At 45.8% G+C, this 12,797-nt stretch carries 9 protein-coding genes and 1 pseudogene; 5 read left to right on the top strand and 5 right to left on the bottom strand.

Annotation, left to right across the window (positions count from 1 at the left end; all coding sequences use genetic code 11):
* Positions 1-55: 55 nt before the first annotated feature.
* The 5 genes and pseudogenes from grpE (at position 56) to H6F50_RS18740 (ending at position 5,840) form a co-directional block, all read left to right on the top strand.
* Complete coding sequence (grpE, locus tag H6F50_RS18755) at positions 56-742, top strand: nucleotide exchange factor GrpE (RefSeq protein WP_199292249.1); 687 nt, start codon at positions 56-58, stop codon at positions 740-742.
* Between the two features lie 62 nt (positions 743-804).
* Entirely contained in the window at positions 805-2,487 is a 1,683-nt protein-coding gene (locus H6F50_RS18750; RefSeq protein ID WP_190429870.1) for an Hsp70 family protein, read from the top strand.
* A 271-nt stretch (positions 2,488-2,758) separates the two neighbouring features.
* A pseudogene (locus H6F50_RS28025) lies at positions 2,759-2,869 on the top strand (hypothetical protein); the annotation flags it as partial.
* A gap of 74 nt (positions 2,870-2,943) precedes the next feature.
* A complete protein-coding gene (locus H6F50_RS18745; RefSeq protein ID WP_347277182.1) occupies positions 2,944-4,533 on the top strand; it encodes an Hsp70 family protein in 1,590 nt (529 codons plus the stop codon).
* Positions 4,530-5,840: a clostripain-related cysteine peptidase gene (locus H6F50_RS18740; protein ID WP_190429869.1), complete on the top strand. Its 1,311-nt coding sequence runs from the start codon at positions 4,530-4,532 to the stop codon at positions 5,838-5,840. Before H6F50_RS18745 ends, H6F50_RS18740 begins: the two co-directional genes overlap by 4 nt.
* A 28-nt stretch (positions 5,841-5,868) precedes the next feature.
* Here H6F50_RS18740 and H6F50_RS18735 read toward each other — a convergent pair whose 3' ends face one another.
* Genes H6F50_RS18735 through H6F50_RS18715 form a run of 5 tightly spaced genes read right to left on the bottom strand, consistent with a single transcriptional unit; the run spans position 5,869 to position 12,794 of the window.
* On the bottom strand, positions 5,869-8,436 hold the full coding sequence (locus tag H6F50_RS18735; protein WP_190429868.1) for a DUF1822 family protein: 2,568 nt from the start codon (positions 8,434-8,436) through the stop codon (positions 5,869-5,871).
* Positions 8,424-9,515: a hypothetical protein gene (locus H6F50_RS18730; protein ID WP_190429867.1), complete on the bottom strand. Its 1,092-nt coding sequence runs from the start codon at positions 9,513-9,515 to the stop codon at positions 8,424-8,426. The genes H6F50_RS18735 and H6F50_RS18730 overlap by 13 nt, the downstream gene beginning before the upstream one ends.
* Complete coding sequence (locus H6F50_RS18725) at positions 9,505-10,419, bottom strand: MoxR family ATPase (protein WP_190429866.1); 915 nt, start codon at positions 10,417-10,419, stop codon at positions 9,505-9,507. The genes H6F50_RS18730 and H6F50_RS18725 overlap by 11 nt, the downstream gene beginning before the upstream one ends.
* Entirely contained in the window at positions 10,407-11,507 is a 1,101-nt protein-coding gene (locus tag H6F50_RS18720) for an XRE family transcriptional regulator (RefSeq protein WP_190429865.1), read from the bottom strand. The genes H6F50_RS18725 and H6F50_RS18720 overlap by 13 nt, the downstream gene beginning before the upstream one ends.
* A gap of 3 nt (positions 11,508-11,510) precedes the next feature.
* Positions 11,511-12,794: a WD40 repeat domain-containing protein gene (locus H6F50_RS18715; RefSeq protein WP_190429864.1), complete on the bottom strand. Its 1,284-nt coding sequence runs from the start codon at positions 12,792-12,794 to the stop codon at positions 11,511-11,513.
* Between the last annotated feature and the right edge of the window lie 3 nt (positions 12,795-12,797).

Genomic DNA, 12,797 nt, shown 5'->3' with positions numbered 1-12,797 from the left:
TTAAAAACAAAAACCTGAGAAGCGATCTTTAGGACAGTTAGTTGGAGGTCTTTTGTTGTTAAAACAGTTGTTGTGGGTAACTTTTAGTTCTCTATTTATTTTTGGCTCTTTCTTTACTTTGAAGCGTCGAGAAAAACAAGTGCTGAAATTAGCATTGCGAGCAGAGATACTCGCCCGAAAGTTAAACGGGATATCACCAGTATCTGCAAACAAGCATAACCTCGTTGAGGTTTTGCAATCGACCTGCCAGTTGCTAGAGCGAGTAGTGAAGCATCCTGAGCTATTCGTGCATGAGGCTCGCAGTCAGTCTTCGACTGTGAAGTTGTTAAAAACGACTGATACAGAACCAAAACTTTCAGTAGATCCTCTGTTATCAACCTCCGCAAAATTGGTATCTTTGCAGGAACCAGAACTGTCAAACACGATGCAGGAACTGATTAAGCTTCGAGATTGGGTGCTATTGGCTAAGAGTGGAGGAAACGCACCAAAACCTGACATGTTGGAGGCATTATATAAGCAACTCGGTCAAGTCTTAGCAAAAGGAGATGTGATAGCACTGGAGGAGACAAATGTCTTTAATTACGAACGACAGCAAGTAGTTTCAACGCAAGTGACAGACTCACCGGAGAAAGATAACTGGGTGTGTGGAACGGTTAGACCAGGTTACCTTTTTCATGGAGAGTTGGTGCGACCGCAAGAGGTAATTGTTTACACCTACGAAGAACCAACGTCGAAAACTTAAGGAACCCTTCTGTTGGTAAGAGCATACTGTGAAAATCCAAGATACTAATCAAGAAAACAATAATGAAGCTAGGAATTGATTTTGGAACTTGCTACTCCAGTGCTGCATTAATGGTCAATGGTGAGCTACAACGTGTCAAAGAGTCTCAAGGTCAGGGGTATTCTTTCCCATCAAGTATATTTTTGACTAAACAAGGAGAAGTCCTTGTTGGTCGAGCGGCAGAAAACGCACGGAATAGAGATCCTCAACGCTACCAGCGAGAATTTAAGCGGAATCTCGGAAGTTCTGATCCCTATGTGTTGGGAGATTGCTTCATGCGTCCAGAAGAACTAGTTGTCGAGGTGTTGCGTGAGCTTAGAGATAAAGCTAATGGCATAGCTCGTAGTCGAGGTGAAAATTTATTAAAAAATGCTGTCATTACCATTCCTGCAACTTACCAGAATCACAAGCAGAAATTAATGAAAGATGCTGGCATTAAAGCAGGATTTGATCGGGTAGAGTTACTGGAAGAGCCAGTAGCAGCGGCAATCTACTATTACCGTAATGCAAAACTAGACGAGGGTGACATCATCTTGGTGTACGACTTGGGTGGAGGCACGTTTGATGCAACGCTACTCCAAAAAAAAGCATTAGGATATGAACTGCTAGGAATGCCACAGGGCTTGCCAGATTGTGGTGGAACTGACTTTGATCGCTTGATTTACCAAAACTGCTTACATAACTGTAGCTCCGAGCTTCGAGAACTTTTGAAGAGTAAAGAAAAAAAAGGGTTAATAGCCAGGGCTACAATAGCTGACCGTTTGCGTGATATAAAGCATCAACTGAGTGAGGAGCAAGAGACAGAAATTACCATCCCGCTAAGCTTAGGAGAAGTAGAGCAATATTCGCTCACTCGATCAACCTTTAATGGAATGATTGCTCCCTTGATAGAGGAAACCTTAAACTGTTGCGATAGCTTGCTTCACAGTACTAACTTAGATTGGCGGCGAATCAGTCAGGTTTTATTAGTGGGAGGTAGCTGCCGTATTCCCTATGTAAAGGAGGCTATTAAGCAAAAGTTAGGAAGAGAGCCTTTACCTATAGATGAACCAGAATTAGCAGTTTGTTTGGGAGCAGCACTTTATGGTGCTGAACAGCAAGAACCCAAAATACAAAATTCTAATGTTCAAACTAATTCTGTCCCCATGAAGGCTACTGATCCTAAAAACCAAAATGCCTTAACAAGGAACGCCATTCCTACAATCTTAGCGGATAACATAGCTAAAAATCAAAATTTATTCACGTTAGAAACTTTACTATCAGAGTGTAGATGGAAAGATTCCGATCAAGAAACACTAAAAGCTTTACTTATGTTGGTAAGAAGAAAAAATCAAGCATTCTTAGAACAGAACGACATAAAAAATCTGTTTGATGAATTTCAAGAAGAAATAAAGGAAATTGACTCTCTTTGGCTTAAGTACAGCCAGAAATGTTTTGGTTTTAGCATTCAAAGCCAAATCTACAAAAGTTCTTCTGATTTTTCAGAGTTCTGCTATCGGGTTGGATGGAGAGATAAAAAAGGTTTCTTACAAGCAATGACCAATTGGAAGACTTATGAGGAATTGACATTTACTTTAGATGCTCCTAAAGGTCATCTTCCTTTTATAGTACATACAGATACTCCTGTTCAGCTTAATTTAGTCGGTCGCATGGGAATAGTAGATCCTCATTTCCTATCTGTTTGCATTTCTCAAATTTTTAGGTAAGTTTGAATTTGAAAATGTATATAGCGTTTTCAAATGCTTCGTGAATGGCAAAAGTGCTGAAAGCGTGATTTGACAAGTGTTTTATTTGAAATTTCAAATGAAAACGCTATAGTCTACAGGTATAGCGCCTAGTTGAAGCTCCATAGTTGGCAATATTTCTCGGGCAACCAACTGGGGAACATAACTCCATCTCCTCTTTCTTACAGCAACAGGCAAAGGACGCCGCAGCGCAGGAAAGCAAACATCCAGACCCCAAATCGAGGAGCAAGCGGTGAACGAGGTAGATATCCTGGGGATTGACTTAGGGACAACCAATTCAGCTATTGCCATCTGGGAGCCAGACACAGGACTCTCTAGAGTCCTGCACAACTGTGAAGGCGATCGCATAACTCCCTCCGTCGTGATGTTCGACCCCCAAACCCATCAACCCATCGTCGGAAATCGGCACTCTCGTGCATCACCAGCCATCCCAGTCAAGTTATCTACTCCGTCAAGCGGTTCATCGGCTGTACCTTCCGCGACGAGCGAGTACGCGACGACCAAACGCAAGTCACCTACAGCATCGAAGAAGTTCAGCAGAGCAAAGTCGCTGTCAGAGTCGGAGAGCAACTCCTCACCCCACCCCAGATTTCCGCTCAAGTTCTACGCAAGCTCAAGGAAGATGCCGAGGCTGTCTTGAGTAAGACAATCTCCCAAGCCGTCATCACTGTCCCAGCTTATTTCAGCGAATCCCAGCGTCAGGCAATCAAAGAAGCGGGAGAACTGGCGGGTTTGCGCGTTCCCCGGATTATTAACGAGCCAACTGCTGCTGCTTTGGCATTTGGTTTGGGTGCCCAACCGCAAACAGTAGCCGTGTACGACTTAGGCGGCGGCACGTTCGATATCTCGATTCTGCGGATTGAACGAGGTTTGTTTCGAGTCAAGGCAACCAGTGGCGATACTCACTTAGGGGGCGACGATTTCGATTTGGCAATTGTCGGCTGGATGAAGGCAGCATTCCAGCAGCAGCACGGTGTAGACTTACCCCTTCAAGACAATAGTTGGCGATCGCTCCTCCGCACAACAGCTGAAACCGCCAAGATTGAACTCACCCAAGTCACAGAATACGCCATTCGTACCCCGAACCTCTTCACGGTGGATAATCGAGCTTTGGGACTGGAGGCGACTCTCACCCGCATAGAGCTAGAAACGCTGGTGCAGCCTTTCATCGGCACCTTAGCCATCTGCGATGCCACCCTGGAAAAGGCAGGGCTGAAGCCAAGTGACATTGACCAAGTGTTGCTAGTTGAGGGGCAAACCCGACTCCCAGCCGTCAAGGCAGCACTGCGCGATCGCTACGGCTGGACAATCAATGATTCGGTTAACCCAGATGAGGCAGTCGCTAGGGGGGCAGCGGTTCTGGGGGCAAGGCTGTGCGGCTATCTCAAGGAAGACGTGAAATTGTGGGATGTTACACCTTTGTCCTTGGGACTGGAGTTAGCCAATGGCAAGATGGATGCCATCATTCGCGCCAACGAACAAATTCCAGTGACCAAATGGCGCAAAGGACCGCAAGCGTTTACCACTCAGCGCGACGGACAAGAGAGCATCCGCTTCCGCATCTATCAAGGTGAGCGACCGCTCGCGGCGGATAATGAATTTGTCGGTGAAGTCGTTCTCAACTTAGCCACTACCCGTCCTGCTGGGGAGGTTCGGGTTAACTGTATGTTCAAGGTTGACCACGATGGCATCCTCCACGTTCTGGCAGAAGATGCCAGCACCGAGGGAGAACCTGTGGAGAAGACGTTCGATCGCTTTTACCGCCTGACTCCGCAAGAGGTAGAAGAGAAGCTCAAAGAAGCTCTTGTGCATCGAGATGAAGACATCATCACCAATCGTCTGTTCGAGTTAGAGAAGGAACTCACCCTACTGCGGCGTGTCATCAACAAAGAAAAGACATCTGACACCCTGCTACTGGAAAGCCTGAACAACGTGGAATTGAGCATCCAAGATCGGAATGTCACCCAAGCAGAGGAACTGTTTGCCGACCTTAAGAGCAAACTATGACCCAAACGCATCGCCGCTGGACTTGGATGGTTTACATAGCGGGGGACAACGGTAAGGTTTTCGAGCAACTCAAGGGCAGAAAACGGCTCATGGCTTCGATGGAGGAGCAAGGCTATCAAGATATTCAGGAAATGGAGGCAGTTGGCTCCACCGATGAGGTAGCCATACTCGTACAATTTGATACGCTCAGCGATCGCGAACACACCTATCGCATCTATATCCGTCCCAATAGCGAAGAACGAATTATCGAAAACATCCCGGAACAGAACACTGGCGATCCTCGCTCGTTACGAGATTTCATCGTTTGGGGAAGCGAGAATTATCCAGCACAACACTACGCCGTCATCCTCTGGAATCACGGCACGGGTTGGAAAGAAGATGATATCTATGCCTTTGCGCGAAATCGTGGGGTTCAGCTTAAGGCGAGTGACGATGAGGTGCGCTCCCTCAGTCGCAATACTCGCTTGTCTTCCGCCTTTTTCCTCTCCTCAATTGTGGAAGTGATGCAACTGGAGGATGGGGAGTCTCGTGCGATCGCGTTTGATGATTCATCCTTGGACTTCCTCGACAATGCTAAACTTCAGCAGGCATTTCGGGAAGCCCAGGAGCAGACGGGGCAAAAGGTGAGCTTGATTGGCATGGATGCCTGTTTGATGAGCATGGTTGAAGTGGCGTACCAGTTGCGGGCAAATGCGAATTACATGGTGGGTTCCCAAGAAGTAGAACCCCTGTCGGGTTGGCCCTATACGGCGATTTTGGGCAGTTTAACAAGTGATTCGGGGATGACACCTGGGACGCTGGCAAAGTTAATTGTGCAGGAGTACGGGCTTTACTACGAGGAAGATTCGCGGGGAAGTTTACCTCAGATTACCCAATCAGCGACTAATTTGATGGTGGTTGAGAAACTGGCAGAGGCGGCGGGTCGATTAGCTTCAGTTTTACGTCAATTGCTGGTTGAAAAAGATTTTGATGTTGAGAATGCGCTTTCCTACGCTAAGCGTAAGGTGGTGCGTTTCAGAGATAAAGACTGTGTAGATTTGTATGACTTTTTGAAGATTATACAGGATGAGTATACTGGCGATCGTACCGATTTAACTACGGTTTTAGATGAAGTCATGGATTTAATGACTCTTGAGATTGAGCCTAAGTTGGTTGTAGCAAATGTAACTTCAGGACTCAAATTCTCTCGTGTCAAGGGGCTGTCAATTTACTCACCGTTTAAAGGTTTTTCTAAGTTTTACAATAGGTCAGATTTTGCTAGCTGGGGGTGGGGAGAGTTGATTCGGGTTCATAACCAGGTGGCTTGAGAGTAATTTAATGAAATTGTGATGTCACCTAGATAACAAAATATTCCGTTACACCTGTGTCTTCCAGAGCTACTTTTATGCTAAATTTATTTCCCGATTCTACGATAAACGTTAATTGAATCCAATTATCAGCAATTCGCGACTGAGCTTCCAAAAAAATTTCTTCATTCTCATCCAACACAATCAGTTTAAGATTGGGCGGTAAATAGGTTTGGTTTTCAGCAGGAAGCACCCGTGATTGAATATTAGCTTTATTATCAGCTTCAGGTATAACACTTATCATGAGAATTACTTGGTTCTCATGGGGCTGCATTCCTAGATTTATTACTCTGGCTAGTTGAACGCCAGCTTGGACATTACCAGGGTCTATTTGTCCTAAACTCACCGCAGCTCTGCGACGTAGCTCATAATCTTGAGTCGTTTGTAGTAGTTCAGTAAGAGCCGCAATTGCTTCTGAGTTACCTTGAGCAATCCGATCTAATATATCAATGGCAGAAAAAGAAGTTTCTAGATCTTGGTTACTCTTTAAAATATTAATTAATTCTGCCACTGGATTTAGATTATTAAAATTATTATTTGTCAAGTCTGCTGCATTTAGTCTATCGGTTTTATTCCAAATATCTTCAATTTTTTTCCATCCATTGCCAAATACATTTTGGAACCATTGACTTAAGTTTATCTGTAGGGATTGCTTTACCTTCTCTTGCTTTTCATCTCTAACTTCTAAATCAGGAGATGCAAGAGTTTTTTTATTAAGCAATTCCTGCCAAGTCGGAGGCGCTATGGCTGGATTTTGTAAAATCACTGGTAATAGGCTTACTAGGGGAAATTGAGCTTCTAATTCTTGCAGTATCTCTCTTGTTCTTCGCACGGAAGCATAGAAAGACTGCCCACCTGAAAATGCCTCTAGAAAATACTTTAAAAACTCTTCAGCAACTCTATCCGGTAATAGTTCTCGCATGACAATAACTAGTGGAATGTGCAGGCTCACCAGCTCCCTTCCTAATGCCAAACCCTCAGAGGAATTAAATATCACTAGTTGTAACCCACGTGCAACTGCTTTTTTAAAGGATTTTTTTAAATGCTCAATTGTTAAACTCTCTAATTTATTAATATAAATTTTACCAACTTCATTTTGACTAGAACTATGTCCAGCAAAAAATAAAATGTCCCAACCTTGTTCATCTCTGATTTGAATGTCCACTTCTTGCTGTTGAGGCTCTATCAAAAAAAATGTTTCTGTATTTGGTAATTTTTCTAGCAATCTCCGGTCAGACTCCAGATTAATCCCAGTACTATCACCAAGAATAGCTAAGATTCTGATTTTCTTTCTAAAATGAATTGATTTTTCAACTTCTCCTTCATAGGTTGGAGCACTTAGTACCAGTTCAGCCTTGGGGTAATCCTCGAAGAAATTCCACAGCTGCCAGGGTAATCGCTGTAGTAAAGAATTTCTAGTTTGCAGAATTACTCGTACTTCGTCAGAAGGCTGTAGTCTCGATAGCATTGCCTCTTTAATAGGTCTAAACTGCTCAGAGTTTAGCCAATTATTTAAACTAACACGCAGATTATTGACTAAATCTTCTATATCATTAGCTTGATTAGAACTATTGGAAATATTGGTAGACTGCGATGCTTCAGGTTTGATTTTTAGAGTTACTATTCTTTGGTAAGCTGCCTGCCAACGTCTGTAGAGATCAGGAATTTCTGAGGCTGGTGGCAAGCTGCCTGAGATTCCTGTAAAGGGGAGAGATTCTTCCTCTCTAATTTGAAGCGAGGCTGGAAAACCTGTCTCAAAGTTGCCATCTTCTACTTTGAGAACAACTAACTGGACTCTTACTAGTTGATTGTTTGGGGAAGTTTTGCTGGTGTGCTTGTTAGTTTTCTCAAGTTTCTGTTTGGGAATCGGCAAATTGACATTAGCAACCTTTAGCTGCTCGCTCTCTCCAGATACTTTGTTAAATTCAGTCGCAGCAGCTACAAACTCACCACGGAAAAAATTCCCCACCCCACGACCATAAATAAGTAAAGGCTCAAATCCAGCCTCAATGAGTGGTTCCGCCAAAGTTTCTACCAACGAAGCGAGGCGAAATACCTCTGCCATATCTTCTTGTTTCACTCTCAAACTGAGAGCCTCGGCTAACTCATTCGCTGCCTCGGTTGGTTGCGTGTATGCCAATGCTGTCCACTCCTGAGCTTCTCGCAAATCCTGTGTATCTGGATCGTCCTCGGTAAGTCGCTGCGCTACATAATCCAGCAAAAACTCACCCAGTTTGTCCAATCGTTCTTGTCCAAACTGCTCTTTGAGTTCCCTCAACAACAGATTGCGATCACTAATATCCATTTCATACATCTCATAGCCTACCTGCCGACATAAGCGTGACAGCAGCACATGAGCCACTGCTGTCCAAGGGCCTTCCGGAACAAAGTTTGCCCAAATTTGGTAGAGCAAATCCGGGGTGAGTACGAGGGGAAATGCCGCGTGACGAGCCAAACTTCGATGTGCCTCCCCAAATTGCTTGGCAAACCCTTCAATCCGTTTAACAGCAACTCGCATCGCACGGGCTTGGTTAATGTTAGATGTTACAGCAGCCATGAGTACATCCTCTCCCAAGCAACATAACGACCCCGCAAAACGCTAATCGCCGCATTCATTCCCTGACGACTCATCTCAAACATAGGCAGCAAACGGGCAATTTCCCCAGCCGTGGTACGCCGCCAGTATTCATTTGGCATCGGGTTCAGCCAAGCAAAATAATGTACTGACTGCTGCAACTGCTCAATCCATACCTTAGTGCTTTCAACCCGCTCTTGGTCAAAATTCCCTCGTGCTGCTCCTCCATCGCTGACAATCAGCACTACCGCCCGTTCTCCAATCTCCTCCAGTACCTCAGAAATCGATTGAGCATCCAACAAAGCGGGATGACGATATAGGTGCTTATCAGGATAGTCGTGAAAGTAAAATACACGAAGCTGCCTCAGCCGTCCACCTCCCTGTGCTGTCTCCACTAACTGCCGAGATAGCTCGTGAAACGGCACCATCGAACCTTCTTGATCAATCATCAGTACAAGATCAGTCCGATTGGAACGCGGGGGCATCAGTACGGGTTCGAGTAAAATACCTTCGTGCCCCATCTTTGCCACTGTCGCTTCTACATCTAACTCTATCGGTACTCCTTCCCGCACCGGACGACGCAGATAACGCCAGCTTTGCTTCATTTGCCGCTTAGTCACCGGAAAATATTCAGTCAGCAGACTATAACGAGGGCGTTTTAGTTCCCTATCCCGCCGACTACTCCGCACAGCTTGGACAGCCTGCACGGGTTCTGGTGTTAGACTCGGATGTGTCTCAAACTCAGGCAACGGTTCATTAGATGAAGGCGGTTCAGATGCTAGCGTTTCATTAGCATCTATAGAGTGCTTGCCCTCATTCCCTGACTCAGCTGGGGAATGTTTCCACATTTGCTCGAATAGCCGTCGAACCAAGCGATTCTCTTCCTCAGACTTTGCCCACACCAGACAGCAAAGTTGCTCTACTTCCTGACGACTGCCAATACCAAAGCCAGCCTGAAGCGATCGCAAAACTGCCAAATACTCATCAACCCCCAACGGCAAACCATGCCGCTGTCGCAGGCTGTTAAAAATATCGAGCAGTGGCAGTTCTTCAAGCTTCATACTTCAGATACCGCAGATGATCCTCCCATTTCTTCAGCAACACTTCCGGGAACGGCAGTTCCTCCTCAAGCTGCTTCAACACCTCATCTTTAGGAAATTGATGCAGCACCGCAAACCAATCGAGCAACTCACTGGTGCTAACCTTTTTCCCCGACTTGCCCTTCTCCATTTTCCGCCGCAGTTCGGTAAAACGGTTCACCGCTGCCTCTACTACATCAGGGGGCGATTCGGGAAAGTGAGCCTTGACAATCTCAGTTAATTGTAAATATGGAAATTTAATGTAATAAAACAGGCAACGCCGCAGAAACGCATCGGGTAAATCCTTTTCATCGTTGCTGGTAACGAACACAATGGGAGGGAAATTTGCCTTTATTTCTTTTCCCGTTTCCTCAATCGTAAATTTCTGCTCGTCAAGCTCCCGCAACAGATCGTTAGGGAAGTCAATATCCGCCTTATCAATTTCATCAATCAGCACCACTGTGCGCTGTGGATTTTCAAACGCACGTCCCAGTGGTCCCAGTTCGATGTATTTGTCCAAATTATCGACCTTGGATTTGCTCTCCTCCCCCATCCGCACCAGTTGAGCATCGTGCAACCGTCTTACAGCGTCGTAGCTGTAGAGTCCATCCCTTGCCCTGCTTGTAGACTTGATGTACCAAGGCTCATAGGGCAAACCCAGTTCGTGAGCTACCGCCTGCGCCAAGCGAGTTTTACCGCATCCCGGTTCCCCCTTGAGCAACAGGGGGCGTTTTTCCAGAAAGATGGCGAGGTTGACGGCATCAATCAGTTCCGGCGATGGCAAGTAAGGGGCGAGTCCGTCCTGTTGGCACTCCTCCGGCGAGATTGGCTTGCCCTTGTAGAACTGCTTGCCACTGGCAGCGAGTACACCTGCTAAATTAGCCATTTTGCCAATCCTCCTTCCCAATCATGACCGTAGTGGCAGCAAATTTCTTCATAGACAAATTCAGGAATACCGTCATCAGACTTCTCTAACAAGACTTGAGAGGTTAACCCAGCAGGCATCTGCACATCGGCAAATCCCGTCACCATATCAAGCCAATCATCCAGGACATCGGGCGGAAACGGACTAACAGGTGGCAAGTGCAAGGGAATCCGGGGATACTCCGGTTGCTCGCATTGCTTTGCTAGCACAATACTTGACTGACAAACGCTGCCGCTATTGTCTACTAGGAACATTAACAGGTGTGTCCCTTCTGGAGTCGGACAGCAATTTGTCTTAACCCTTTCCACCAGCGGTTCCCAGAATTCCTGAAGCCACGCGCCCAGAACCTTTGGCAGCATATAGTCCACTGTGTAAAAAATGAAAATGACATCTTGAGTCAAAAGGCGATCGCAAACCCTTTCGATAATCTCACTTGGCTGAGCATCTTTTGGCAGATGGAACCAAGAGGCAACTTGTCGCCACAGGTGAGAGATACTTCTCCCTACACCGTTATGGCTCACATCAATCTTGATGGGTGATATATTCTTCCACTGTGGCTTCAGCCGGAATAACCGAGTCACCAAAAGCTGCTGTCCGCAGTAAGGCTCACCGTGAACCAAGAAAGCCGCGATTCGGTGCAATGTCATGACTTTTTTCACCAACCGCACCTGCTGCTTAAAGTCTACTTGCAGCAGTAAGTCAAAAAGTAAATGAGGCGGCGTTTGAATCGGTAGAAATTCCCTTTGTGTCTGAACTTCTACAATTAGCTCATCAATGTGTACCTGGATGTTTACACCCACATCTTGACGAATCTCTGCCAATAAAGCACAAAGCGCAGGTTTTCCAGGAGTAACTTCACCAAAGACTACCAGTTCCTTCACCATACCCGTGATGAAAACATCCACAGGTATATTCCAGACAAGACGACGCAACACAGGTGCATCCATACCCAGCGCCCTTATCAAATACCCTCGACGCTGGTTCTCCTCCTCCATAAGGGGTCTGAGCAGAGGCAATAATTTTTGGATGATGTCACTACTTATTGCCATCGCCTAACTATCTATGTGCCAAACCTTGATAGTCGTATCTGCACTGCCACTGACTAGAGTTTGTCCATCAGAACTGAAAGCAACACAATGAACTGGACCTAAATGCCCTAGTGTTTGAAGCAGTTCTCCCGTCTGGAAATTCCAAACCCTCAGCGTATTGTCATCACCACCACTGGCAAGGAGCCTCCCATTGGGACTAAACGTGACACAATAAACTTTACCTGAGTGTTCCGTGAGAGTACGCACCAATTTTCCAGTGCCAGCATTCCATAACATAATTGGCTGCTCGGAACCCCCGCTAGCAATCATCTGCCCGTCAGGACTGATAGCCACAGACCAAATTCCCCCAACAGAGGAATCAAACCAGGACACCAAGGAACCAATTAAGTCTGAAGGTGAGGGTCGATTCAGGGTGTATAGTAATTCACCTGTACGCCAATTCCATATCTTGATGGCACCATCCAAACCTCCACTCACGAGGATTTTTCCATCATGGCTAAAGGCGACTGAATTGACATCCCACCCATGCCCTTTGAGAGTGCTATGCACTTTACCACTGTTCAATTGCCATAGCTTAATCGTGGCATCAATGTTTCCGCTAGCAAGAGTTTGCCCATCTGGACTAAAGGTGACGCAGCTAACACGAAACCTGAGCAATCCTTTGCCAAGTGAGCGTTGTAGCGTTCCTGTCTCAACATCCCACAATTTGATGTTGCCGTCTCCAACTGCCAGGTTACTGGCACTAGCAAGGGTTTTCCCATCTGGACTGAAGGCAACGGATATAACTACACTGGAGTGTCCCTCAAGGGTGTAAAGTCGTTTGCCAGTCTCCAAATTCCAAAGCTTGATCGTCTTATCACCACTGCTACTAGCAAGTATCTGACCATCAGGACTAATTGCCACAGCTCGAACTAACTCTGAATGTCCTTTGAGAGTATGCACACCCTTCCAGAAGAGATTTGGTTCTGGTGTTTTCAGTTCTTTCTTAACCTGAAGTAGCAGTTCATCTATGTCTGACCGTACATCTACACCCACATCTTCACGAATTACTTCCAACAAGGCACAAAGCGCGGGTTTACCAGGTTTAATTTCACCAAAGTAAACTAGTTCTTCCGCCATAGACGGAATTAAAACAGCCATAGGCGTATGCCACCGCAGACGAGTTAACACGGGTGCATTAATGCCCAACGCTAAATTTAAATACGCACGGCATTGGTCTTCATCTCTAATGATTTGTGTAAGCAATTGCGATAATTTTTGAACAGTTTCACCGCTTATTGCTGCCATCTA

Source organism: Coleofasciculus sp. FACHB-712 (assembly GCF_014695635.1).
In the GTDB taxonomy this organism is placed as follows: domain Bacteria; phylum Cyanobacteriota; class Cyanobacteriia; order Cyanobacteriales; family FACHB-T130; genus FACHB-T130.
This window is presented reverse-complemented; position numbering and strand designations above follow the sequence as displayed.

Coding starts and splice junctions, on each gene's coding strand:
- H6F50_RS18740 (WP_190429869.1), top strand. CDS start 4,530: ATGACCCAAACGCATCGCCGCTGGACTTGGATGGTTTACATAGCGGGG.
- H6F50_RS18715 (WP_190429864.1), bottom strand. CDS start 12,794: ATGGCAGCAATAAGCGGTGAAACTGTTCAAAAATTATCGCAATTGCTT.
- H6F50_RS18725 (WP_190429866.1), bottom strand. CDS start 10,419: ATGGCTAATTTAGCAGGTGTACTCGCTGCCAGTGGCAAGCAGTTCTAC.
- H6F50_RS18720 (WP_190429865.1), bottom strand. CDS start 11,507: ATGGCAATAAGTAGTGACATCATCCAAAAATTATTGCCTCTGCTCAGA.
- H6F50_RS18750 (WP_190429870.1), top strand. CDS start 805: ATGAAGCTAGGAATTGATTTTGGAACTTGCTACTCCAGTGCTGCATTA.
- H6F50_RS18735 (WP_190429868.1), bottom strand. CDS start 8,436: ATGGCTGCTGTAACATCTAACATTAACCAAGCCCGTGCGATGCGAGTT.
- H6F50_RS18730 (WP_190429867.1), bottom strand. CDS start 9,515: ATGAAGCTTGAAGAACTGCCACTGCTCGATATTTTTAACAGCCTGCGA.